At 64.0% G+C, this 23,693-nt stretch carries 24 protein-coding genes, 2 tRNA genes and 1 riboswitch; of the genes, 6 read left to right on the forward strand and 20 right to left on the reverse strand.

Features of this window, described 5'->3' with window-relative positions; all coding sequences use genetic code 11:
- Positions 1-103: 103 nt before the first annotated feature.
- The 3 genes from AUL28_RS02255 to AUL28_RS02265 form a co-directional block, all read right to left on the reverse strand.
- Positions 104-1,717, reverse strand: a complete 1,614-nt coding sequence (locus AUL28_RS02255) for a DUF6538 domain-containing protein (protein WP_062230506.1) — start codon at positions 1,715-1,717, stop codon at positions 104-106.
- A 130-nt stretch (positions 1,718-1,847) separates the two neighbouring features.
- Positions 1,848-1,932 (reverse strand) — tRNA-Leu (locus AUL28_RS02260).
- Between the two features lie 201 nt (positions 1,933-2,133).
- Positions 2,134-2,218, reverse strand: a tRNA-Leu gene (locus AUL28_RS02265).
- 224 nt (positions 2,219-2,442) lie between these two features.
- Between AUL28_RS02265 and AUL28_RS02270 the strand changes: the two genes are divergently transcribed.
- Positions 2,443-3,468 carry a complex I NDUFA9 subunit family protein gene (locus AUL28_RS02270; RefSeq protein WP_062230507.1) on the forward strand — a complete coding sequence of 342 codons (1,026 nt, stop codon included), beginning with the start codon at positions 2,443-2,445 and terminating at the stop codon, positions 3,466-3,468.
- Between the two features lie 84 nt (positions 3,469-3,552).
- On the opposite strand, the gene AUL28_RS02275 is transcribed toward AUL28_RS02270, so the two are convergent.
- Positions 3,553-4,359 carry an undecaprenyl-diphosphate phosphatase gene (locus tag AUL28_RS02275; RefSeq protein WP_058633328.1) on the reverse strand — a complete coding sequence of 269 codons (807 nt, stop codon included), beginning with the start codon at positions 4,357-4,359 and terminating at the stop codon, positions 3,553-3,555.
- A gap of 275 nt (positions 4,360-4,634) precedes the next feature.
- On the opposite strand from AUL28_RS02275, the gene AUL28_RS02280 reads away from it, so the two are divergent.
- From AUL28_RS02280 to AUL28_RS02295, 4 genes are all read left to right on the forward strand, one after another.
- A complete protein-coding gene (locus AUL28_RS02280; protein ID WP_058602012.1) occupies positions 4,635-5,327 on the forward strand; it encodes a glutathione S-transferase family protein in 693 nt (230 codons plus the stop codon).
- Between the two features lie 172 nt (positions 5,328-5,499).
- Positions 5,500-6,702: a tRNA epoxyqueuosine(34) reductase QueG gene (gene queG, locus AUL28_RS02285; protein WP_062230508.1), complete on the forward strand. Its 1,203-nt coding sequence runs from the start codon at positions 5,500-5,502 to the stop codon at positions 6,700-6,702.
- A complete protein-coding gene (locus tag AUL28_RS02290; protein WP_062230509.1) occupies positions 6,699-7,592 on the forward strand; it encodes an SDR family oxidoreductase in 894 nt (297 codons plus the stop codon). Before queG ends, AUL28_RS02290 begins: the two co-directional genes overlap by 4 nt.
- 193 nt (positions 7,593-7,785) lie before the next feature.
- On the forward strand, positions 7,786-8,181 hold the full coding sequence (locus AUL28_RS02295) for a septal ring lytic transglycosylase RlpA family protein (RefSeq protein WP_058598549.1): 396 nt from the start codon (positions 7,786-7,788) through the stop codon (positions 8,179-8,181).
- 105 nt (positions 8,182-8,286) lie between these two features.
- Here the strand turns inward: AUL28_RS02295 and AUL28_RS02300 are convergent, their stop codons facing one another.
- The 8 genes from AUL28_RS02300 to AUL28_RS02335 all read right to left on the reverse strand — a co-directional run bounded on the left by AUL28_RS02300 (position 8,287) and on the right by AUL28_RS02335 (position 16,943).
- Positions 8,287-9,699, reverse strand: coding sequence for an HD-GYP domain-containing protein (locus AUL28_RS02300; RefSeq protein WP_062230510.1), 1,413 nt, complete (start codon positions 9,697-9,699; stop codon positions 8,287-8,289).
- Positions 9,700-9,888: 189 nt separating this feature from the next.
- Positions 9,889-10,413, reverse strand: coding sequence for a MucR family transcriptional regulator (locus AUL28_RS02305; RefSeq protein ID WP_062230511.1), 525 nt, complete (start codon positions 10,411-10,413; stop codon positions 9,889-9,891).
- A 785-nt stretch (positions 10,414-11,198) separates the two neighbouring features.
- A complete protein-coding gene (gene tenA / locus AUL28_RS02310; protein WP_062230512.1) occupies positions 11,199-11,864 on the reverse strand; it encodes a thiaminase II in 666 nt (221 codons plus the stop codon).
- Entirely contained in the window at positions 11,861-12,565 is a 705-nt protein-coding gene (locus AUL28_RS02315; protein WP_062230513.1) for a TenA family protein, read from the reverse strand. The genes tenA and AUL28_RS02315 overlap by 4 nt, the downstream gene beginning before the upstream one ends.
- A complete protein-coding gene (gene thiD, locus AUL28_RS02320) occupies positions 12,562-13,383 on the reverse strand; it encodes a bifunctional hydroxymethylpyrimidine kinase/phosphomethylpyrimidine kinase (protein ID WP_062230514.1) in 822 nt (273 codons plus the stop codon). The genes AUL28_RS02315 and thiD overlap by 4 nt, the downstream gene beginning before the upstream one ends.
- The gene (locus AUL28_RS02325) at positions 13,380-14,321 is read right to left on the reverse strand and encodes an ABC transporter substrate-binding protein (protein WP_156419866.1); all 942 of its coding nucleotides are present in this window, start codon (positions 14,319-14,321) and stop codon (positions 13,380-13,382) included. The genes thiD and AUL28_RS02325 overlap by 4 nt, the downstream gene beginning before the upstream one ends.
- Positions 14,321-15,106, reverse strand: a complete 786-nt coding sequence (locus AUL28_RS02330; protein WP_062221884.1) for an ABC transporter permease — start codon at positions 15,104-15,106, stop codon at positions 14,321-14,323. The genes AUL28_RS02325 and AUL28_RS02330 overlap by 1 nt, the downstream gene beginning before the upstream one ends.
- Positions 15,107-15,399: 293 nt before the next feature.
- Positions 15,400-15,501: riboswitch (TPP riboswitch) on the reverse strand.
- A 71-nt stretch (positions 15,502-15,572) separates the two neighbouring features.
- Positions 15,573-16,943 carry a UDP-glucose dehydrogenase family protein gene (locus tag AUL28_RS02335; protein ID WP_062230515.1) on the reverse strand — a complete coding sequence of 457 codons (1,371 nt, stop codon included), beginning with the start codon at positions 16,941-16,943 and terminating at the stop codon, positions 15,573-15,575.
- 311 nt (positions 16,944-17,254) lie between these two features.
- Between AUL28_RS02335 and AUL28_RS22490 the strand changes: the two genes are divergently transcribed.
- Positions 17,255-17,416 (forward strand): hypothetical protein, encoded by a 162-nt coding sequence (locus tag AUL28_RS22490; RefSeq protein WP_156418401.1) that lies wholly within the window; start codon positions 17,255-17,257, stop codon positions 17,414-17,416.
- Positions 17,417-17,479: 63 nt separating this feature from the next.
- Here AUL28_RS22490 and cysQ read toward each other — a convergent pair whose 3' ends face one another.
- The 8 genes from cysQ to AUL28_RS02370 form a co-directional block, all read right to left on the reverse strand.
- Complete coding sequence (gene cysQ, locus AUL28_RS02340) at positions 17,480-18,268, reverse strand: 3'(2'),5'-bisphosphate nucleotidase CysQ (RefSeq protein ID WP_062230555.1); 789 nt, start codon at positions 18,266-18,268, stop codon at positions 17,480-17,482.
- A gap of 106 nt (positions 18,269-18,374) precedes the next feature.
- Positions 18,375-19,049 (reverse strand): exopolysaccharide biosynthesis polyprenyl glycosylphosphotransferase, encoded by a 675-nt coding sequence (locus AUL28_RS02345; protein WP_062230516.1) that lies wholly within the window; start codon positions 19,047-19,049, stop codon positions 18,375-18,377.
- A 686-nt stretch (positions 19,050-19,735) separates the two neighbouring features.
- Positions 19,736-19,960 carry a hypothetical protein gene (locus AUL28_RS22495; RefSeq protein ID WP_156419867.1) on the reverse strand — a complete coding sequence of 75 codons (225 nt, stop codon included), beginning with the start codon at positions 19,958-19,960 and terminating at the stop codon, positions 19,736-19,738.
- A 292-nt stretch (positions 19,961-20,252) separates the two neighbouring features.
- On the reverse strand, positions 20,253-20,582 hold the full coding sequence (locus AUL28_RS02350) for a hypothetical protein (protein WP_058598559.1): 330 nt from the start codon (positions 20,580-20,582) through the stop codon (positions 20,253-20,255).
- A gap of 272 nt (positions 20,583-20,854) precedes the next feature.
- Positions 20,855-21,379: a chemotaxis protein CheD gene (locus tag AUL28_RS02355; RefSeq protein WP_062230517.1), complete on the reverse strand. Its 525-nt coding sequence runs from the start codon at positions 21,377-21,379 to the stop codon at positions 20,855-20,857.
- Positions 21,376-21,768 (reverse strand): response regulator, encoded by a 393-nt coding sequence (locus AUL28_RS02360; protein ID WP_058598561.1) that lies wholly within the window; start codon positions 21,766-21,768, stop codon positions 21,376-21,378. Before AUL28_RS02360 ends, AUL28_RS02355 begins: the two co-directional genes overlap by 4 nt.
- A gap of 18 nt (positions 21,769-21,786) precedes the next feature.
- Positions 21,787-22,833: a protein-glutamate methylesterase/protein-glutamine glutaminase gene (locus AUL28_RS02365; protein WP_058598562.1), complete on the reverse strand. Its 1,047-nt coding sequence runs from the start codon at positions 22,831-22,833 to the stop codon at positions 21,787-21,789.
- Entirely contained in the window at positions 22,830-23,693 is an 864-nt protein-coding gene (locus AUL28_RS02370) for a CheR family methyltransferase (protein WP_062230518.1), read from the reverse strand. Before AUL28_RS02370 ends, AUL28_RS02365 begins: the two co-directional genes overlap by 4 nt.

Raw genomic sequence — 23,693 nt, forward strand, 5'->3', positions numbered from 1 at the left:
GCCTCGGCATAGGCCGGGGGGTCGCTCCAAAGAACGGACTCTTACAGTGATGTCTCGTCACTGCTCGTTGCCAAAATTGATTCTAGCCTAAACAAAGGCTAGTTCAAGTCCGTCGATAGAGAAGGCCTGTTTTAAGCGATTGCAAATCGAACGACGGTAATCGGGCTATCGCGTTTGCTTTTGCGCGAATTGTCACGTCGCCATAATGTTCGGCAACGTTGCGAGCGGCATGCCCCTGGATTGCGTTGTAGACGCGCCCTTCGATCTCGGCATCGATGCACAGAGTCGTGAAAAGATGCCGCCAGCCGTGATTCGGCTGCACTTTGGGATCGGGCACAATGGGTCGAACGAACTCCCGCATACGGTTCAGCAGGCCGGCCAACGGCCCTAGAACATCTCCATTCTCGGCGGGTACGAGGAATAGGTGGCCTTTCTCGCTAGCGGTGACGAACTTCGGAAAACCCAACTCGACCAACTGAGGGTGCAGAACTACGTCTCGCGCCTCATTGGTTTTGACGGTGCCAGCCTCTGGTGTAATCCGAATGACCCACCAATCACCCTCACGACGCATGTCCTGTCGCCGCAACTGCGCAATCTCGCCAACTCGCGCGCCGCTGAACGCGCATAGCCAAGGAATCCAGCGTTTGGCAGCAGCCGTCTTCCGATGCTCCCGAGGCCCGGCCTCATAGCTAAGGGCTGCGGAAAGGATCGCATGCGCTTCTGATTCGATGAAGCCCTTTGGGCGCACCTGCGCCTTCCGGCCAATTTTGATCGTCAGGCCAGCGGCCGGGTTCGCCAGCAGCTTCCGGTTCATGACGGCCCAACCGAATAGGGTCTTCAGCGCGGATAGGTCACTGTCCTTCACCGTCTTCGCACTCGGGACCTTGCCAGTGCGCGGTGAGGGCGTGGTGAGGCGATGGTCCTTGTAAGCGACGATGTCCTCGGCCGTGATTCTTTCGGCATCGTCATGCTTCAGAAACGACACGAGGCTTCTGACGGTGTTGGAATAGCTCTCGTACGTGCTCGGTTTGCGCCCAGCCGCCTGTGCCTCTCTCCACCAAGCGTCAAAGAGGCCCGTCATCGTTACAGCAGGCGTCTGGCCCTCGGCAGAGATGCTGCGATCTAGAGAGTGCGGGGCATGCGACGCCGTGGGGACGCCCGCAGTCTTCCTGGAACTCGATAAAGCCGGAATGTCTTCGGGGAATAGTTTGCCGGCGGCCAGATCCGCAATCGTCAAGCTGGCACGCTGAAACGCGGCGCCTATGGCCTTGGCAAGCTTCAGGCGGCTGAATTCGTCAACGGCCATACCGTGGTGCGCAAGGGCGTTGTCGGCCTGCGCGAAGCAGAGCTTGCGCATCGCAGTCACGAGCAGGTTATCGACTGGCAGGGAGCCTTCGGGCCATTTCTTCACCGGAGGCGACTGAAGCCAGAGGTGCCGGTACAAACGAGGCGTCCACGCGAATTGCTCGCTGGGCTCGTCCTGATGCCATTCGAGCCACGTGTCGTACGCGGTGCGTGCGATCTCATGGGCTTCTCGCTCCGTCAGTGTACGCTGCCCGCTGCGCAGGTTCGCCCAACGCGCCTCGACCTCCGCCAGCACCTGCGCGTACTTCACACGCGCGAGCTTGGGGTCCTTGGTGCCGAGCGAAACGAGTTCCTCGCGCTTGCCTACGGCCTCACGAAGATCGGCAGGAACAGCCCGCCGAAACCAGAACATACCTGTCTTAGGATGCGACCACGGTTGAGCCATTCGAAGGGCCATTTGTATCACCCGCTTGTATCACTCGGGCGACCCTAAGTTGGTGTTTTGGCTTAACTCTTTGGCTTCCCTGACGAATCAGATGGAATGGTGCCCAGGAAAGGACTCGAACCTTCACGCCTCGCGGCACACGGACCTGAACCGTGCGCGTCTACCAATTCCGCCACCTGGGCACGGGCGGACCAATAGGGGGCGCGGATCGTCTTGTCAATCCCGTCTCGATGCGTGGGAGAGGGCCATGCAAGACGCCAGCATTCGCGCTCGAAATGGCGGAGTATCCGCCAGACAATGAACAGCCGAACGCCGACGAACCGGCTTCGCATCATACCGAATTTTGGTGGGAAACCTCTCTGGCCTATAGCTCTTGAGAGGATTGGTGCCCAGGAAAGGACTCGAACCTTCACGCCTCGCGGCACACGGACCTGAACCGTGCGCGTCTACCAATTCCGCCACCTGGGCACGGGCGGACCAATAGGGGGCGGGCTTCGTGCTGTCAATCGTCTTTACGACAGATCGGTGAAAGGACGTGCAGCTTGCGATGAGCCGGGCAGTGATGCCGCAGGGCAGCGGGTTTTGCGTCCTGTCTTCTTTTCCGATTCACGCATTGCCGCTAAAGCAGTTCGCGACAGATGAGCGAGGCGCGGACGAGGCTCCGGCTCCCCCTGAAGCGAGGCTATGCGGTCATGGAAGTCGATACGAAGAAGCAGATCACGGTGTTCGGGGGATCCGGCTTCCTCGGACGCTATGTCGTCCACGCGCTCGCCAAGCGCGGGCACCGCATCCGCGTCGCGTGCCGCCGCCCGGATCTCGCCTATCATCTCCAGATTGCCGGCCGTCTTGGCCAGATTCAAGCCGTGCAGGCCAATCTGCGCTATCCCTGGTCGATCGACCGTGTGGTAGAAGGCTCCGACCATGTCGTGAATCTGGTCGGCATTCTCGCAGAGGTCGGCAAGCAGAACTTCACGCAGCTTCAGGCCGAAGGCGCGGGTCACATCGCGCAAGCCGCCGCCAATCGCGGCATCGGCATGGTGCAGATGTCGGCGATCGGCGCGGATGCGCAGTCGCGCTCCGAATATGCGCGCACCAAGGCCGAGGGCGAAGCGCGTGTCTTCGCCGCGCGGCCGGACGCCGTGGTGCTGCGGCCCTCCATCATCTTCGGTGCGGAAGACCAGTTCTTCAACCGCTTCGCCAACATGGCGCGCCTGTCGCCCTTCCTGCCGCTGATCGGCGGTGGCAAGACGTTGTTCCAGCCGGTCTTCGTCAACGATGTCGCGCTGGCCGTGGCCGATGCGGTGGACGGTCTCGTGCCGGGCGGCAAGGTCTATGAGCTGGGCGGGCCGAATGTCCTGTCCTACCGCCAGATGATGGAGGAGATGCTGCGCATCATCGAGCGCCGCCGCCGCTTCATCGATCTGTCCTTCAGCACTGCCGCTTCGCTGGCCAAGACGCTCGGCAAGCTGCCCGGCGCGCCGCTCACCACCGATCAGGTCGAGCAGCTCCAGCACGACAATATCGTCTCGGACGCGGCCAAGCGCGAAGGTCGCACCTTCGAGACTTTCGGCATCGCGCCGACCACGCTCGACGCCGTGCTGCCGAGCTATCTCGTGCGCTTCCGGCCGCAGGGCCAGTTCTCCAAGCCCCAGCCCCATGACGACCGTCCGGCCGAGGACGAGTCGCTGCCGGGCGACAAGGGCGTCGCCAAGGCTTGATGTCCGGCGAAGAAGATCGCGGATATGAAAAAGGAGGGCGGGAGCCCTCCTTTTTTGTGTGTCTGATGTGGTGGTTGCTGCGTCTCAGCGCAGCGCCAGGAGGACGCCAATGCCGATCGAGCCGACGACGATGCGCCACCAAGCGAAGGGCGCGAAGCCGTAGCGCGAGACGAAGGCGAGGAGCGAGCGCACGACCACCAGCGCCGACAGGAAGGCCATGACGAAGCCGACGCCGATCGTCACGGCATCGGCCGAATTCAGCGACTTGTAGTTCTTGAGAAGATCGAAGGCGAAGGCGCCCGCCATGGTGGGCATCGCGAGGAAGAACGAGAATTCGGCCGCCGAGCGTTTGTCCGTGCCGAGCAGGAGCGCGCCCGCGATGGTCGAGCCCGAGCGCGAGGTGCCGGGAATCATGGCAAGGCACTGGAACAGGCCGATCTTCAGGCAGAGCGACAGCGGATAGGATTCGATGTCCGTGTAGCGCGGCTGGCTGGGAATACGATCGATGATCAGAAGCGCGATGCCGCCGAGCAGCAGCGCCACGCAGATCACCATCGGCGTTTCGAACAGAACCTCCTTGATGAAATCATGCGCGATCACGCCGATCACCACGGCGGGCAGGAAGGCCACCAGAATGCCGGTGATGAAATGGCGCGAGCGCGGCGAGGAGGGCAGGGTCGTGACGAGATGCCAGAGCTTGCCGAAATAGACCGAGAGAACGGCGAGCACGGCGCCCAATTGAATGAGCACTTCGAATGTATTGCCGGTGGACTTGAAGCCCATCAAATCTCGGGCGAGAATCAGATGCCCTGTCGAGGACACGGGGATGAATTCGGTCAAGCCTTCGATCACGCCGAGGATCATGGCTTCGAAAATCTGGATAGTGTCCATCAAGGGTCCTGAAAGGCGGTCTGCGAGGCAGCGGCTGGGCCGGAATTCCGTCTGGGCGGGGCGGTCGGCAGGGCGCGCGACGAAGCTTTCGGCGCGATGACACCGCATCCCCCGTCTTGCGCATTCGAACGATTCGATTATGTGCTCGCCAAGATGCGGATCGCAACGATCCTTCACGATCCGCCAACGATTTCAGCCGTAGGGTTGCAGCCTTGCGGCGGTGCCGTCGTCCTTTTGGTCCGATCTGCCCGGAAGCATCGAGTTCCTCACCCTTCATGTTGACCCTCCATCATCATCCCATGTCCGCCGCCTCCCGCTTCGTTCGGCTGATTCTCGGCGAGTACGGCGAGCGCGCGGAGCTGGTGGACGAGCGTCCCTGGGAGCGGCGGCCGGAATTTCTGGCGCTGAACCCGGCGGCGACCGTGCCCGTTCTCGTCGAAGACAGCGGCCCCGGTATCGTCGGAGGTATGGTCGCGGCCGAATATCTCGATGAGACGCGCGGCGCGTTTCAGCGCGAGCGCCGGCTGCTCGCCGAAAAGCCCGCCGAGCGCGCCGAGATCCGCCGGCTGACCGAATGGTTCCTCGGCAAAATGGATTCGGAAGTGACGCGCTATCTCGTGCGCGAGCGCATCTTCAAGCTGGAGATGCGTGCCAACGAGGGCGGCGGGTCGCCCGACGCCTCGGCGATCCGGGCCGCCCGCGCCAATCTGAAGAATCACATGCGCTATATCGGCTGGCTGGCGGAAAGCCGGAACTGGCTGTCCGGCCCCAAGCTCTCCTATGCCGATCTTGCCGCCGCCTCGGCGGTCTCGATTCTCGACTATCTCGGCGAAGTCTCCTGGGAAGAAGAGCCGGCGGCCAAGGACTGGTACATGCGCATGAAGTCGCGGCCCGCCTTCCGGCCTTTCCTGGCCGAGCGCGTGCGCGGTCTGCCGCCCGCCGCCCATTATCCCGAACTCGACTTTTGACGCGTCGCAGAGGTTCGAAGCGCCTCCAGCGGATGTCGATGATCTTCCCGCTCTGGCAAGGCGAGGCACTGGGAGCGTGACGCCCTTCGGGTGAGGTCGCGTTCAGGCCCGACGCTCTCGTTACGGGTTTTGCCCGCTGCCCATTCGGCGCGCGATCACCTATATCGACGCCATGGCCGATCCGCTTTCCCTTTCCGCGCTCAGGCGCTTTCTGGACGAGGACGCGCGCCGTCTGGGCTTCTCCTCGCTCGGCGTCGCGCCGGCCTTTGATGAGGGCGTGAGCGGGGCGCGCTTGGAGGCTTTCATCGCGTCGGGCTTCCACGGCACGATGGGCTGGCTGCCCGAAACGGCCGAGCGCCGCCGCTCCGTCAACGCGCTCTGGCCGGAAGCGCGCGCCGTCATCGTGTTGGGGCTGAATTACGGGCCGGACGAGAATCCGCTCGATCTACTCCACCGCCCCGACCGGGGCGCGATCTCCGTGTATGCGCGCCATCGCGACTATCACGACGTCATCAAAGGCAAGCTGAAGGAACTGGCGGGCCGCCTTGTGGCGCGCGCGGGCATGCAGGCGAACGGGCGGCCGCATGATGTAAAGGTCTTCGTGGATACCGCCCCGCTCATGGAAAAGCCGCTGGGGCAGGCGGCGGGCCTCGGCTGGCAGGGAAAGCACACCAATCTCGTCTCGCGCACTTTCGGCTCCTGGCTGTTCTTGGGATCGATCGCGACCACCATTCCCCTGGAGCCCGATCGGGCGGGGCAGGATCTCTGCGGCTCCTGCCGCGCCTGTCAGGATGCCTGCCCGACGCAGGCCTTCCCCGAGCCCTACCGGCTCGATGCCCGCCGCTGCATCTCCTATCTCACCATCGAGACGCGCCGCCCGATCCCGCGCGAGTTTCGCGCCGCCATGGGCAACCGCATCTATGGATGCGACGATTGCCTGGCCGTCTGCCCCTGGAACAAGTTCGCGCAGGAGGCAGCCGAGGCCAAGCTGCGGGCGCGCGAGGACTTGAAGGCGCCGTCGCTCGCCAGCCTTCTGGCGCTGGACGACGCCGGCTTTCGCGCGCTCTTCGCCGGCTCTCCGGTGAAACGGATCGGGCGGGACAAATTCGTGTCCAACTGCCTCATCGCGGCCGGCAACAGCGGCGACCTCGCGTTCGTGCCGCTCGTGACCCCGCATTTGAGCGATGCCGCTCCGCTGGTACGCGCCATGGCCGTCTGGGCGCTTGCCCGCCTCGGCGCGCCCGATCTCGCCTCCATGCGCGAAGCCGCGCGGACGCGCGAGGACGACCCGCTCGTGCGCGAGGAATGGGCCGCCACGATCGCGCTCCCGTCCGACATCTCTTCGCCTGCCTCTTCCGGAGACCTCACTCGATGATGCCAGCCGCCTCGACCCAGCCGCTCCGCGCCCGCCCCACGCGGCTCTTCGTCTTCGGCTGCGGCTACAGCGCCAAGCGCTTCGTGGAAGGGTTGGCGCGCGAGGACGTGTCGGGTGTCACCACCCGCTCGCCCGACAAGGCCCGGCATTTCGCGAGCGAGGGTCTGGTGCCCTTCCTGTTCGACGGCACGGGGCCGGGGGAGGGGATCGATGCCGCGCTGGCCGAGACGACGCATCTTCTCATCTCGATCGCGCCCGGCCCCGAGGGCGATCCTGTGCTGCGCCATCATGGCGATGCGATCCGCTCGATGATGCCGGAGCTCGAATGGATCGGCTATCTGTCGACCGTCGGCGTTTACGGCGATCATGGCGGGGCGTGGGTGGACGAGACGACGCAGCTTCGCCCGGTCTCGCAGCGCTCGCGCGAGCGCGTCGAGGCCGAGGCGGACTGGCTGCGGCTGGCGCGAGGGCGCGGCGTGCCACTCTCGATCCTGCGCCTGTCGGGCATCTACGGGCCGGGGCGCAACGCGTTCGAGAATCTGAAATCGGGCAAGGCGCGGCGGCTGGTGAAACCGGGCCAGGTCTTCAACCGCATCCACGTAGACGACATCGCGGGCGCGCTGCGTCTGCTGGCCGCCCGCAACGAAAACGCCATCGTCAACGTGACCGATGACGAGCCCGCGCCGCCGCAGGATGTGGTCGCCTTCGCGGCCGAAATTGGCGGCTTCGACCTGCCGCCGGAGGTGGATTTCGAATCAGCCGATCTCACGCCGATGGCACGTTCTTTCTATGGAGAGAACAAGAGAGTGCGAAATCAAAGGCTCAAATCGCTCGGATACGAATTTTTTTTCCCGACCTTTCGTGAAGGCCTGGGGGCGCTGAAGCCCTGAGTCTCCGGGGATTCGATCACGGAGTATTTCGTAAAGATTTCAGTAATTTATTTTTCGTGATGGAACCGTCCCTTTTTGGCCTTTTCCGGCCTTCATTCCCACCGGATCGAACGGCGGGGGCCACGAGGGGATTTCGTTAAGGAATTCAATAGGCTCGGCCCGCGCGCGTATGAAACGGATCGGGTGCGGACTTTTGCACATACGAACGCTGGCTGTGACGGCCTCTGCCTTGACCTCGCTTTTCCTCCTCGCAACGCCTCATGCCGCCGAGGCGGCGGGCGTCAGAACCACCTGCGGAGGCGCGTCCTGGTACGCCCTCCATTCGCGGACGGCCTCGGGCGAGCGCATGAATCCTTCCGCTCTCACGGCTGCGCACAAGACGCTGCCGCTGGGCTCCAAGGTCAAGGTGACGAACCTCAACAATAAGCGTTCCGTCGTGGTGCGCATCAACGATCGCGGCCCCTTCATCAAGGGGCGGATGATCGATCTCTCAAAAGCGGCGGCCTCCAAGCTCGGCTTCGTGTCGGCCGGCCATGCGCGCGTGCAGATCGAACCGGCGGACGGCTCGGGCGCGGAAAGCTGCGGCTGAGTGGATCGGGTCTCATGGCTTGCGCCATGATCGCCTTTCCGCCGAACCGGGCGGCCTTGCGCCGCCCGTTCTTTTCTCAAGATGGATTCGCGCCGGCTTGCGAACTCAGGCCACGGCCGCCAGCGCCCGATCGCTCCGCTTCGGCTCCGCCGCCGGACCGCCGATCATCGCGGGATCGATTCGCGCAAGGCCGGCCTTCAGCGCTTTGACGCAGGTCGCATCCACCGCCGTGCCGGTCTCCGCATCCAGAATACCCAGCGCCTTCGACACGGGCATGGCCGCGCGATAGGGCCTGTCGGCCGTCAGCGCGTCGAAGATATCGGCCACCGTCACGATGCGCGTTTCCAGGCTGATGGCTTCGCCCTTCAATCCCTCCGGGTAGCCCTTGCCGTCGAGCCGCTCATGATGCGCGCCGCCGACCTCTGCGAGGCTCGCGAAGGCGCCGATCTGGGACAGGATGGTTCGGCTGTGGCTCGCATGGAGTCGCATCAGGGCGACCTCGTCGTCCGTCAGCGGGCCGGGCTTGTCGAGAATCATGTTGGACACGCCGAGCTTGCCGATATCGTGCAGAAGCGCCGCGCGCTTCATCCAACGGCGCTTTTCGGGCGTGAAGCCCAGCGTTTCGCCGATCAGGTCGGTGAACAGGGCGACCCGCTTGCAATGGCCCGAGGTGAAAGGACTCTTGGAGTCCACCACATCGGCGAAGGCCTCGGCGATCTCGTCGAGATAGTCTTCATCCACGAAACCCTCGTCCTCTTCACAGGCGGGAAAGAGATCGGCCTCCGGCCCTTCGAGCCGGCTCCAGAAACCCGGCCGGGCGCTCGCACGGCGAAAGGCGGACACCAGCGCCGGATCGAACCAGCGGCCGTTGCGTGCCGCGACCTCGTTCAAGGCCGCTTCCGCGCCCTCGCCGCGATGAAACACATCCACGACCTGCGACAGAAGCGCGATGCGGGCAAAGAGCGGGATCGCCTCGCCCGCGAGACCGTGCGGGCGGCCCTTGCCGTCCCAATGTTCGTCCAAGGCCAGAATGGCCCCCGCCACCCGCTCGGAAAAGCGCAGACGGCGCGCGATGCCCGCGCCCCGGTCGCAGCGCGTTTCGATCAGCTCCCGGCTGATGTCGCCGCCATGGCGGAAGATGTGGGCGATGGCGCGAAACCGCTCGGCCAGACCCGCCGTCAGGCCCGTCTGTTCGATCACGAAGCGCAGCACCTGCGGCAGCCCGTCGTCCAGACGTTTGAAGCTTCGCTTGAAGGTGAGATCGTCGGCCAGATAGAGCTGGCAAAGCCGCGCGGCGTTGGAGGAACAGCCGAGATCCTTGAGGGTGATGGCATAGCGCAAATCCGCCAGCGCGCCCGCGTCGAGCCCCAGTTCCCGGCCGATCCACGTTCCGATAAAGGCCGAGCGGACGCAATGGCCCGCCGGCTGGCCCTCCGTGAGATCCAATGCGTGGCTGAGGGCGCCCAGAAGCTCCGTCAGCCGAACAGGAGCAGGTGGGGCAAGCGGGAGAAGGGACATCGGCACCGGCGATCGCAAATCTTGATGTGTCATACATCAGGCAGATTAAGCTCGGTTTGACGCCGCCATTCGAAATCGCTCGTCACGTCTGAGCGCCTGGGAAGCTGTGTGGGACGCTGACGCGAAAGCGCCCCCGCCAGCAGGGCCAGCGGGAGCGCGAATGGCGAAATCGGGCAGATGCCGCTTCGATCAGGCTTCGGTGTCGGCCGTTGCCTTCTTGCGCGGGCCGCGGCGCTTGCCGGCGTTGTCCGCCGCGCTTTCCGGGGCGCTCGCTTCGGGCTCCGGCATCTCGGCCTCCGGCGCCGCAATTTTCCGGCCGAGGCCGATGCTCTTGGCAAGCTCGGAGCGCTTGGCCGCATAATTGGCTGCGACCATGGGATAATCAGCCGGCAGGTTCCACTTCTGACGGTAGGCTTCCGGCGTCAGATTGTAATGCGTCATCAGATGGCGCTTGAGCGACTTGAACTGCTTTCCGTCTTCCAAGCAGACGATATAGTCCGGTGTGATGGACTTCTTGACGGGGACGGCCGGCACGAGCGGCTGCGCTTCGACTTGCTGCGCCTCGGTCGGCGTGTCGAACTGCAGGGCGTCGAAGACGATCGCGATCAGGCTGGGAAGATCGTCGCGCGGAACATGGTTGTTGCTGACATAGGCTTTGACGATCTGCGCCGCGAGATAGCGACGGGACGAAACCTGGTCCGAATGATCTTCCATGCCCTTTCAGACTCCTCATTACGCTGGAGTGATACCGCGATCACCGCTGTCTAATAATTGCCCGTGTATTTGCCTGTGACGGCGTTCTATTTCAAGTCGAAATAGCGCAGGGGCGAGACATTCCATCGGTTCCGGGTGTTTCACACTCGAATTGGGTGACGCGATTTGCCTGTCTTGCAGCGCAATAATTCAAATTGCATGCAAATTTCATCTGCATGGCGCCGTCATTTCCATCGTCGAATCACCCGTGCCACTTGTTTCATACTGGCGAAATCGGAGATTGTGGCAGGCTATCAATAGGCTTCGCTCGATTGGGCGAGGCCATCTTCGTTTCTGCTCCGAACCTGTCTTGAAGTTCATGAGACAATGTCGGGTTGTTTTGCTTTGCAAAGGAATTTTCTGGCGACGCAACTTGGCTGATACTGGCCTTTATTCCTCAAGGGAATGCGGGGCGTCCCATGTCTAGGACTGGATGGCGCGATGGTGGATGATGGGCAGCGCTGGCGAGGGATTTATAAAATTCAGGATCTATAGAAGACTGGAAAACACATATTTTACGGTCAATGAATGGCGGGCGGAAAGCCGGTCCATTCATTTGGCGCAGGACGTCGATCGAAACAAATGCCTCCTCGAAATCCTATGCCTGATTTGAAGGAAGGCGGCCAGCGGGCGAGCCGCCTCTTGCCGGACCCATGCGAACCTGCGCCGGTAGACCTGAAAGCCAAGGCCGGTTCGAGGCTGCGCTTCCAGTGCGAGGCTGCGCTGGAAGAGGGGAACTTCTAATTCTAGATCGTTAGGCTCATCTGCCAGAAATCCGCTTCCAGGCGACAGGCCTCGCCGAAGAGTCCCGCCAGTTCCCCGAAGCGCCGCTCCGTCAGGGCGCGCTCCGCCAAGCCGTTCAGATGCAGGCGTGCTGCGGCCACCACCTCTTGATAGGCCGGACCCGCATATTCCTCGATCCATTCGCGGTACGGATGTCCGGCCAGATGGGCCGGTCCCAGCGAATCGGCCAGCCGCGCGCCGATCTCGCCATAGCCGATGACGCACGGGGCGAGAGCCGTGTGCAGATCGAGAAGGTCGCCCGACGCTCCACAGTCCAGGACGAAGCGCGTGTAGGCGGTTGTCGCCGGCTCCTCGCGCGCTTGTTCCAGATCGCCGGAGCTGAGGCCCCAGCGTTCCGACAGGCGGATATGAAGGTTCAGCTCCACATCCAGAATGGCTGACAGCGCCGCCTTCGCCCGGCGCATATCCGTGAGGGTCCGGCTCTTGTAGATGGCCAGCGCATTGGCCCGCGCGAACTGGATGAGAAAGAGATAGTCCTGCACGAGGTATCGCTGGAAGGCCGCTTCCGGCAGCGCGCCGATGCCCATGCGAAAGACGAACATGTGGTTCACATAGGCGTCCCAGTCCTCTTGGGCCGCCGATTTCAAGCGCTCGAACACATCGCTCATGAAGCCTCCGCCCTATAGGCCGCTTCGAAAAAAGCGCGCTCCAGCGCGACGGCCCGGCGAAACAGATCCTCACAGAGCGCGTGATGCTCCGGGCCGACCCGGTCGAGTTCGGAGCGCAGGAAGGCGACGAAATCGCGAAAGCCGGGATTGTCGTGCAGCGTGATCCATTCGCGGTGCACGAAATCGCCGGGAAGCGGCTGGGGTGCTCGTGAGGCCCAGTCGAGATAGAGCCATTCGGCGACGGTGAGTACGCTGAGCGCCGCCGCATAGGAGCGCCGCTCGACCGCCTCACGCATGATCGCCTGGAAGCCGGCGGTTGCTGCCGTGTCAGGCGTGGCCTCGCGCTCGGCAGGGGAGACGCCCAACGCCTCGAAGGCGCGCTCGAAATAGGTGTTCTCCTCGCCCGCCACGAGGCCGGCGAAGCGGGCGAGCCGTAGGCGCGATTCGAATCGGTCGCTGGTCGCCATGGCCGCGCCGAGCAGCATCAGGAACGGATCGAGAAAGCGATGATCCTGAACGAGATAACGCGTCATGACATCGGGCGCGAGCGTGCCGGACATGAGTTCGCGCGTGAAGCGATGCGTGACGGCTGCCGTCCAGTCCGGCTCGGCGGCAGCGCGCAGCCGCTCGCTGAAGCGCTCGCAATCCGTAATGCTCGCTGGCTCAGCGACGCCTTGCGGCTCAGGCGCGCCTGCGCTCACGATGCGCGCTCCCCTGCGATCGCAGGCCAAAGGGCATGGAAATGATGCACCGGCCCGCGCCCACCGCCCAGTCGCCAATCCTTCGCGGATTGCAGCGCGCCTTGCAGATAGGTCCGTGCCTCGCGCACGGCCTCGTCCAGCTGATGGCCCTTGGCGAGTTCCGCCGCGATGGCGGCGGCCAGCGTGCAGCCGGTGCCATGGTCGTTGACCGTTTCGACGCGGGGAAAGGCGAGGCGCAGCTCGCCGGCATCCGACAGGAGCCAGTCCACGCTTTCGGCGTCCTGACGGTGTCCGCCCTTCATCAGGACGGCGCGCGGCCCGAGGGCGCGGAGGCGCTGGCCCTGTTCGCGCATCTCCGCTTCCGTCTCGGCCACGCGCTCGCCCAGAAGCAGCGCGGCTTCCGGCAGGTTCGGCGTCAGAACCTCGGCCAGCGGCAGAAGCTCCTCTTTCAAGGCACCCAGCGCATCCTCGTCGATCAGCCGGTCGCCCGAGGTCGCGATCATCACGGGGTCCACAACCGCGCGCCTTCCATGGGCGCGCAGGCGCCCGGCAATGGCGCGGATCACCGCCTCGCTCGACACCATGCCGATCTTGATAGCCCCGACATGGAAATCCCCGAGCACGGCGTCGATCTGCGCCGCGACGATGGCGGGTTTCAGCGTTTCGACCGCCGTCACGCCGCGCGTGTTCTGCGCGGTGACGGCGGTGAGAACGCTGGTGCCGAAGGTGCCGAGCGCCGAGAAGGTCTTGAGATCGGCCTGAATGCCGGCACCGCCGCCTGAATCCGAGCCCGCAATGGTGAGCGCGACCGGGATCATCGCTTCAGCTCCACCGCATAATCCGAGACAGGGGGAACGGCGGTGATGACGCCCTTGTCCTTCAGGAACGCGGCGAAACGCTCCATGCGCGCCGTGTCCAGCGCGCCGGGGCGCTTGGCGAAGCGCGGCAGCGTGTCGGCGAAGGCGGTGCGGTTCAATTCGTCGTTCAGATCGGGATAGGCCTTCAGGAAGAGCTGAAGCGCCTCGTCCGGATGGTTGGTGAGGTAGAGCGTCGCCTCCTCCACAGCGTCGAGGAAGCGCGGCAGGCGGGCATCGTTCAGGAGATCGCGGCGCGTGACATAGACCAGCTCGTCATAGGCCGGGACGCCGTTTTCCTCGGGGTAGAAGAAGCGGCCCTCATGCTTCTCGAGGCGCATCTGCGTCGCCTCGAAATTGCGATAGGAGCCAATCGTGGCGTCCACATTGCCGGAGGCGAGCGAGGCGGTCAGCGCGAAATTGACATTGATGAGCGTGACGTCGGCAAGCGTCAGCCCGGCCGAGCCCAGCATGGCGGAGAGAAGCGCTTCCTCGACGCCCGCCACGGAATAGCCGATGCGCTTGCCCTTGAGATCGGCCAGGCTCTTCACCGGACCGTTGGCGAGAACCGCGACCGTGTTGAGCGGCGTTTCGACCAGTGTGCCGAAGCGCACCAGCGGCAGGCCGCCGGCCTGATCCAGCATGAGATTGGGCTGGTAGTGCAGGGCGACATCCGCCTGCCCGGCGGCCACGAGGCGCGGCGGCGCGGAGGGGTCGGCCGGGGGCACCAGATCGACATCGAGCCCGTGCTTTTCGAAAATGCCCTTTTCCTTGGCGATCACCAGTGGCGCGTGGTCGGGGTTGACGAACCATTCCAGAAGCACGGTCAGCTTGTCGGCGGCGAGCGCGGGGCTTGCCAGAAGCGAGGCCGCAAGGGCGGCGGCCGCGAAGAGGGAACGCATCAGGACGATTTCCTTCGAAGGAGGGAGGGAAAGGGTGAGGGGCCGCTTTCGGCCGCCCAGGGGGCGAGACGCGGCGCGAACTCGTCCACCAGCGCGCGCAGCGCCAGCGTCATGGCGGCCAGAAGCGCGAGGGCGGCGAACATGAGATCGGTCTGCATCCGGGCATTGGCCTGGATCATCACGAAGCCGAGCCCGCCCGACGCGCCGACCCATTCGCCGATCACCGCGCCGAGCGGGGCGAGCGGGGCGGCGACGCGAAGGCCCGTGACGAGGGCCGGCAGGGCGAGGGGAATGCGAACGAAGCGCAGCGTCTGCCAATGGGTGGCGGTGGTCAGGGCTGCGGCGTCCAGAAGCTCGGGCTCGGTGCGACGCAGCCCGTCGGCAAAGGCGGAGGCGACGGGAAAGAAGATAACAAGCGCCGCCATCACGACCTTGGACACGAGCCCGAAGCCGAACCAGAGCACCAGAAGCGGCGCGAGAGCGAAGACGGGCATGGCCTGAAGCACGAGGAGCAGCGGCCAAGCGACACGGCCGAGACGCGGCCAGAGCACGGTGCCGAGCCCCGCCAGCGCGCCGGCACAAGCGCCGAAAACGAGCCCGAGGATCGTCTCCACTAGCGTCAGCCAGCCCTGCGCCAGAAGAAAGCCGGAGCGCGCCCAAAGCGTTGTGGCGACGCGCGCGGGCGAGGGCAGCATATAGGGCGGCGGCGCGGCCAGCGCGACGAAGCCCGCCCAGATCAGAAGAACCGCCAGAAGTCCGAACAGCGTGGCGCGAAGCGCGCGCATGGCCTCAGGCCTCGCGAGGCGGGTGGCAAGACAAGGAACTGTGGGAGGCCCAGAGCAGGAAGGCGCGGAGACGAAGCGCCGACTGTACCGCGCCATGGCCTCGCGGACTGTCTGGGTCCCTGCGCCGAGGGACCCGCGCCCTCGGCTTCGCGCAAGCGCTAGAACCTGCATCGGCACTCGGCCGCGAGGGCGGTTCAGTGGCGTTCAGTCGAATGAAACCCATGCGATCTCCTCAGGCCCGAACGGGCCGCAAGAGATCCGGAGCGAAGCGAAGAAGGTGCCAAGACGACTGAAGCGTCGCCCATTCCCGTTCCTACGCCGGTATGACCCGGATCAGGTTCAAGGGTTCGGCTTTCGCCATCTCAGCGCCATCAGGCGCACCCCTCGGAATGGCATGAGTGATGCCGGCCTCTCCCGGCTTTGTCAACCGGCCCGCCATGACGGGCCGGATGTGGGGCAGGGATGGTCAGGCCGGCAGAAGCTCGGGCGCGGGCACGCTCGCGCGGCCGATCGAGATATAGCCCAGCCCGGCGGCCGCAGCCTCGGCCGGCGAGAAGACATTGCGGAAATCGACGATCATGGGCACGGCGAGCACGCGCTTGTAATCGGCGAGCGGGCGCTCGGAGAATTCCCGCCACTCGGTCGCGATCACGCAGAGATCGGCACGCTCCAGCGCGGCGTCCATGCTCGGCGCATAGTGGACGGCCTCGCCCAGAAGCTCGCGGGCATGGCCCATCCCCTGCGGGTCGTAGGCGCGCACGATCGCCCCCTCGGCGGCGAGCTGTTCGGCCACCAGAACGGCCACGCTGTCGCGCACGTCGTCGGTCTCGGGTTTGAAGGTGAGGCCAAGCAGCGCTACGGTCTTGCCGCGCACATCGCCGCCCGCCGCCGCCACGACCTTGGCCACCATGCGGTGCGGCCGGGCGCGGTTAACCGCGATGACCGCTTCGACGATCGTCGCCGGGCTCAGCGCCTTTTCGCCGATATGCACCATCGCGAGCGTGTCCTTCGGGAAGCAGGAGCCCCCATAGCCCGGCCCCGGCTGAAGGAAGGCGCGCCCGATGCGCTTGTCGGACCCCATGCCGCGCGAAATGTCGGCGATGTTGCCGCCGACCTTCTCGCAGATGTCGGCCATTTCGTTGATGAAGGAGACCTTGGTGGCAAGGAACGTGTTGGCGGCATATTTGATAAGTTCGGCCGAAACGATGTCGGTCGAGATCAGCTCGAAGCCCTGGGCGGTGAAGGGCTTGTAAAGCGCCTCCATCACGTCTCTCGCGCGCGCCGACTCCGTGCCGACGACGATGCGGTCCGGCTTCATGAAGTCTGAAATGGCGTTGCCTTCGCGCAGGAACTCGGGGTTCGAGGCGATGTCGAAATCGAGCGAGGGGTTCTCGCGCTCGATGATGCGCCGGATCTCGCGCCCCGTGCCGGCCGGCACGGTGGACTTGGTGACGATGACGGCGGGATGGGTCAGGGCGCGGGCGATGTCACGGCTGGCGGCGAAGACATATTGAAGGTCGGCATTGCCGTCGAGCTTGCGAGTGGGGGTGCCCACCGCGATCATGACGATCTGCGCGTCCGCCACGGCTTCCGCCAGATCGGTGGTGAAGCGCAGGCGACCCGCCTCGACATTGCGCCGAACCACCTCATCCAGCCCCGGCTCGTAGATCGGGATGGCACCGGCGCGCAGCATGTCGATCTTCGCCTGCAGCTGATCGACGCAGACGACGTGATGCCCGGCTTCGGCGAGACAAGCGCCGGACACGAGGCCGACATAGCCGGTTCCGATCACAGCGAGGTTCGAAGCGGTGCTTTCGAGCGGCGGCACGTTGCCCATCGTCTTGGGTCCATTCTTGGCGCTGTCGTCGTCAGGGTCCCTGCCGCGTTGCGGTGCAGCATGGGTAGGGCTTTGTACGTTGGGTGATGCAAGGCGGCAACCGACTCGCGGCAAAAGTTTATCCTTTATTGTCTACATTCTCTCATTTGCGGATTTTTGACGTCGCTTCCGTCAATTGGGCGCAATTTGAGCGATTGCCGCAAGCTTCCTTTCAAGCACTGCTTTTAATGTCTTGCAGACAAGACGCCGGATCGGCCCTTCGCGCGAGATGCGAGGGGCGGGTCGATGGCGGATAGCAGCGAGATATCGAAATGATCCCTTTCCAGGCTGAACTGGTGACCGGCACGATCGATCTGTCGCAACGCGATGTCTCGGATGCGCGCGAACGCCTGGCGCCGGCGCGCGGCATTCTCCTCGGTCTTGCCATCTCGTCCAGCTTCTGGGCGGGCCTTGCGGTCTGGGCGTTGGCCTGACGCTCGCCGTAATTTTGGTCGATCGAACCCTCGACCCGGCGTGCCCGCCGCAGCTGGGATGCGCTAGCGCAAAAGCGTCAGAAGCGCGGGGTCTCCCACCGCGATGAAATCGCCATTGGCAAAATGCTGGTCGCGCTTGCCGTAGCGCAGGGGCTCTCCCTCCGGTGTCGTGACGAGGCCGCCTGCTCCTTGCAGGATCGCGTGTCCGGCCGCGATGTCCCATTCCATCGTCCGACCGAAGCGCGGATAGAGGTCGGCCTCCCCGGCGGCGAGCAGGCAGAATTTCAGGGAGGAGCCCCGACAGGCGACATGCCGGATGGCATGACGCGTCAGCCAGCGCGCGGTTTCGGGCGTTGCATGAGAGCGGCTGGCGACGGTGACGGGCTCGGCCGGTGCGGCTCGGACCCGCATGGCGCGGCGCTCTACGATGGCGCCATCCAAGACCTCGCCCTGCCAGCACGACGCGCCATCGGCTGCAAAAACGCGGCCGAGGCAAGGGGCATAGATGACGCCAAGGCGCGGCGCGCCCGCCTCGATCAGCCCGACATTGACCGTGAACTCGCCATTGCGTCCGATGAACTCGCGCGTTCCATCCAGCGGGTCCACCAGAAAGAAGCGCTCGCCGACATCGGGAATGCGCCCGGCCGCCGCCTCTTCTTCCGCGATCACCGGGATATCCGGAAAGTCGGCCCCGAGAGCTTCCAGAAGAATCGCTTCCGCCAGCCGATCCGCTTGCGTCACGGGAGAGCCGTCGCTCTTGGTCTCAGCTTCGATGCAGCCGTCATAGATCGTCATGATGGCCGCGCCGGCGCGAAGGGCGGCGGAAACGATGCGATCGAGACGGTCGGACATGAAAAAACGGGCCTTGAGTGCGCTCAAGACCCGTTTCACATGCTGGCCCGCGGAGGTGCAAGCCTTATCGAGAATGCTGCGGCGGGCCGAAGCCCACCGTCCGGTCTCAGTAGCTGCCGTCGCGCTTCAGAACCACGCCGACGGTCTTGAACAGAATGCGCAGGTCCAGAAGCACGGACCAGTTGCGCACATAGTAGCTGTCGAACTTGACGCGGGCGGCATAGCTGGTGTCCGAGCGTCCGTTGACCTGCCACATGCCGGTGACGCCGGGGCGAACGCGCTTGTAGGCGGAGATGCGGTGCGAGTAGCGCGGAATCTCGTCGTCCACGATCGGGCGCGGGCCGACGAGGCTCATGTCGCCCTTCAGAACGTTGAACAGCTGCGGCAGCTCGTCCAGGCTCGTCTCGCGGAGGATGCGGCCGATTCGCGTGACACGCGGGTCGTTGCGCAGCTTCTGCGAGGCTTCCCACTCGGCCTTCGCTATGGGATCGCTCTGGAGAAGCTTCTGAAGAAGCTCGGCCGAGTTCGTCGCCATGGAGCGGAACTTGTAGCAAGGGAAATGCTGTCCGTCGAAGCCGACCCGCTTGTGTCCGAAGAAGATCGGACCGGGATCGGTGATCTTCATCAGAACGATGATGAAAAGCATCAGCGGGCTGAGAAGGATCAACGCCGTGACGGCGATCAGGATGTCCAGGCTGCGCTTGGCGTGGCCGCCCACGGGGGCGTAGCCGAGCGCTGGGACGTCCTTGCTGATCTCAGCCAGGGAAGAAAGCTTCGTCATGACCTAGGGCCTCGATACCGGGGGCGGTGATAGGGAAGCTTTATGGCCAAGTCTGTCGTTACGGCAAGCAAGCTGCCTCGAATCCGAATCGCGGCATTAAGGATTGGATAACCTTGATCATCCGTCAATTTTCCCTGTCGAGTGCGCGCCGAATCTACGCCTTTCGGTTGCATTCTTGGGATTTGCTTTTTGAGGCGCGTGGGTCGATCGAGCTACGCCAAATATTATCGAATAATGCTACTGTTGTTTTTGTGATTTTTCGTTTTTCGTATTTGATGATGGGATCTCGATGGATAACTTATGCAAGGAACCGAGATATTTTCTTTTCCTGCGGTCTTACGCCAAGCTTACGGCAGGGAACTCAGAAATTTTCTGCGTCGACATGCTTGGAAATAATAAGATGAAAACTGCAAAAATCTATTCGACGTGGTCTTGTGGTCGTTCTTTTTCTCGTAGTTTTGTTGTTCCGCATGGTGAAAACGCGAACGTAACGGACGTGCTTGGGCGTCTTGTTTTGTGCGACGCATTCCGCGTCGTTGTGCTTTGCAGCAAATCGTGATCTCTGAAATATAAGGTGATCGATTTTTTCTCATTAAGGGGATGTCAAAAATCAAGAAATGTGACGCCCTAGCGTCTGAAACGATTTAGCAAGGGAATTTCGAGCTGACGGATGAAAAAAAGATAAGTCAGGTTAATGTAATCGTTCCAATTTTACGGTTTTGATTCGCTGGAATCAAGTCATCATGTTGCGGCGCTGCCACTGAGCAGATGCAAAAAAGCCTCAATTTGCCCCAGAGCGCCGGAGCGCTGGAAAGGCTGCGGCCTGCGCCCGCCAGAACCTGGGTTGAATGAATTTTATAAGAAATGTGGGCATTGATGGAAGCAGCGACGTTCGCTTCTGCTTTGGCCATCTGCCATATGGAGCCGCGTCGGAGCACATGCTTCGACTATCAATTTGCGCGCGAGGGGATTGTTTTCCGCGTTGTCCCGGCGCAAACGCCGCCTCGGCTTTCGTTGGAAAGGCCCTGGCGCCAGCGATTCGTGTCGCGCGTTCGAGAGCGTATGCCTTGCCCGTCCTTCACCGACGCGTCGGTGGGCCTTGCGGGCACAAACCGCTGGCGGCCCAGCCGCCAGCCATGCAACGGTCGCCCGGAGCATGAGCGCAATGGCTTGCGTATCGCATGACGTAAGCCAACGAAGCCTTTAGAAAAAGTCGACCTCGCCCGACTCGGCGGCGGTCTCGCTCTCGCCCAGCAGCCGCGACCGCAGGCTCGACAGGGTCATCGCCTCGAAACAGGCCGCCGGCACGGCCGCTCCGCCCGCCGAGGCGGCGACGCATGTCAAAAGCGCCGAGAGTTCACCAAGATGCTGGGAGGTCGTGTCGATCGTCTGTGCGGTGACCATGGTGGCATGGGCGGTTTGCCCGCCTTCCACGAGGGCATGGAGATCGCGCACCTTGGCCGCCTCGGCGGAGAGTTCGTGGCCGATCCGCTCGAGAAGGGCGGACAGGAGGGGGGAGGGCGAATGGGGCATGGAAACCTTTCTGCCGGGACTGCGCGTGGCTTTCAGCAGGTCGGGTATCGAAACCCAAACGCGGCATCAAGAAGGCGGCCAGCGCGGATTTCAGCGCGAGCGGGCCGGATAGGCGATTTCGCATCGCCTGGCCACCAGAGCGGGAGGCAATGGTCGATCCATTCGCTCGTCGCTCGGCCACTGGCTCGAGGAAACCCTTGCCGCCGGCTCGACATCTTGCGCGGAAGATCGCGGCAGCCCGGTGGCGGACGCGCCTCGTGGAGCGATGGGGTCTAGAAAAACTCGACCTGGCCCAAGGCCGAAGGCTCGGGCGCGGGGGGCGGAGCGGGCTCCGGCGCGTCGATATAGAGCTGGCGCGCGCGGCCGCTGCAGGGCCAGAACTCCACCCGGCGAACTCGCAATCCGCCGAGGCTGACGCTCACGAGAGGAATGTTCTCCATCGCCAGGAAGCGCTTGGCGAAGGCGGCATTGGCCGCGCCGATCTCGCCGCGCCCGGTCGTGGTTTTGGCACCTCCGAACAGTTTGCCCAGAAGCCTCTGACGCTCGGCGCCCTTCTCCAGAAGCCCGTTGACCAGCACTTCCATGAGATAGACGCCGTAGCGCTCGGCCGCCCCGCTTTGATGCTGGGTGTCGCCGGGAAGGATGAAGTGGTTCATCCCTCCCGTCCGCGCGATCGGATCGAAGATGCAGGCCGCCACGCAGGAGCCGAGAATCGTCGTCAGGCAGACATCCGAGCGGGTTTCCACGCGGATCTCGCCTTGCGCGACGTGAGCTCGGCCGCCTGCCAGCGTCATCAGGCCAGATTGCCTGTGACGGCCTGAATGGCCTTCTGAAGGGCGGCGGGCTGCACAGGCTTGGGCAGGTAGTTGTTGACGCCGAGCTTCACCGCGCGCTGGAGCACTTCGCGATCGCCCGAACCGGTCAGGAGGATGAAGGGCGTGATGCGGGTTGCCGGATAGGTGCGGATCGCCTGAAGCAGCTGAAGCCCGTTGAGCTTGGGCATGTTGTAGTCGGACACGACGATATGCGCCGGGCTCGACATCATCATCTTGAGCGCTTCTTCGCCGTCCTTGGCGAACGGAATATTGGCAAATCCGATCTGCTGCAGCGCGTCGCGCATCAGGAGACGGCTCGTGGTCTGGTCGTCCACGATCAGGATCTTAATCGTCTGCTTTGTGAGCGACATCGGCGTTAGGCTTTCGTTTCAGGCACCGAACACGGCGCGGTGTATGGATTCGAGCGGGTGTTCCTCGTCGATGGCACCGAGCGAGAAAGCGGCACGTGGCATTCCGTAGACGAGGGAGGATTCCTCATTCTGGCCTATTGTCCTCCCTCCAGCTTTACGAATCTCCAATGCGCCCTGCGCTCCGTCGCTGCCCATGCCGGTTAAAATGACGGCAAGGCTTTTTTTTCCGAAACGACGGGCGACGGAGTGAAAGAGAACGTCAACGGACGGGCGATGCCCGCTCACCGTCGCCGCTTCCACGAGGGAGCACATGGGCTCGGAGCCCAGCGCCATGAGGTGGCGCTGGCCGCCGGGCGCGATGTAGATATGACCGCGCTCGATCGGCATCGCGTCTTCCGCTTCCACGACCTGGGCCGGGGACAGGCGGGCGAGCCGCTGGGCGAAGCCACGCGTGAAGCCGGCCGGCAGATGCTGCACGACGAGCGTCGGCGGCCCATCCGCCGGCCAGGTGGAGAACAATGTCGTCAAGGCCTCAATGCCGCCGGTGGAGGCGCCGATGGCAATGACGCTCGGCTCGTCGCGCGAGATACGCGGGCGGATGCCGAGAGGGGCTCCGGCGGCCTGTGCTGCGATGGCCGCATTGGCGCGCCGGGCCGAAATCCCGATCAGCCCTTTCTTGGACGCCGCTGCCTGGCGCAGCGTCTCGCCCAGATGCGCAAAGGCGGGATCGCCCGCCCGCTGCGGCTTGGCCAGGCAGTCGAAGGCGCCGATCGACAGGGCCTCGATCGCGGTCGCCGTGCCCGGGCCGGTCTGGTTCGACACCATGACCACCGGCATCGGGCGCAGGCGCATGATCTTTTCCAGGAACTCGATGCCCGGCATCCCCGGCATCTCGACATCCAGCGTCACCACATCCGGGTCGAGCGCCTTGATGGCGGAGCGTGCTTCAACGGCGGTGCCCGCTTCCCCGATCACCTGGATGTCGGCTTCCTCCCGCAGCGCGTTCTTGATCAACATGCGCATGGTGGGGGAATCATCGATCACCAGCACCCGCACGGGCGTCATTTGGAGTGCCTCCGGTAGGTGGTGGTGGCTTCATGGCTGAAGAGCTGGGCGGCCGCGCCGGTGATGCGCTCCGAATGGCCGGCATACATCCAGCCTCCCGCCGGAATCTGCTGGGCCATGCGGACCCAGAGCGCCTCGCGCAGCGGCTGGTCGAAATAGATCGCCACGTTGCGGAAGAAGACGATGTCGAAACCGCCGCGCATCGGCCAGTCGTCGAGAAGGTTCAACTCCCGGAACGTGATCAACTCGCGCATCTGGGGCCGCACCACGGAATGTCCGTCCGGGCCGGCCGGCAGGAAACCGCGCTCGCGATCGGCCTTGGGTAGCGCGGCCAGCGTCGCCTCGTCGTAGCGCCCCGCGCGCGCGGTGGCGAGCACGTTGCGATCGATGTCGGTCGCCAGAATCTTCACGTCGCAGCGCGCGATCTCGGGCTCCACCGCCAGCAGCGACAGGGCGATCGAATAGGTCTCGTGACCCATCGAGCAGCCCGCGCTCCAGATGCGCACGCGCCGGCCCTTGGCCGCCTGGGCGAGGAGATCGGGCAGGACTTGGCGGCGCAGATGCTCGAAATGATGGGGCTCGCGCAGAAAGAACGTATAGTTGGTGGTCAGCGCCTCCACCATCTTCTTCAGTTCGACCGCGCCGCCCGCCGATTCCACGAGATCGCAATAGGCGGCAAAAGACGAGATGCCGACATTGCGCAGACGCTTGATCAAGCGCGAATAGACGAGCGACGTCTTGGCATCGCCGAGATAGATGCCCGCTTCCTTGCGGATGATCTTGGCGACGCGGTCGAAATCCCTCGGGGAAAGGACCGGGTCGTCGCTGGCGACAGAGGCGAGAAGACGCGCGGCCTCCAT

The sequence above is a fragment of the Aureimonas sp. N4 genome, from assembly GCF_001463925.1.
GTDB classification, from domain to species: Bacteria; Pseudomonadota; Alphaproteobacteria; order Rhizobiales; family Rhizobiaceae; genus Aureimonas; species Aureimonas ureilytica_A.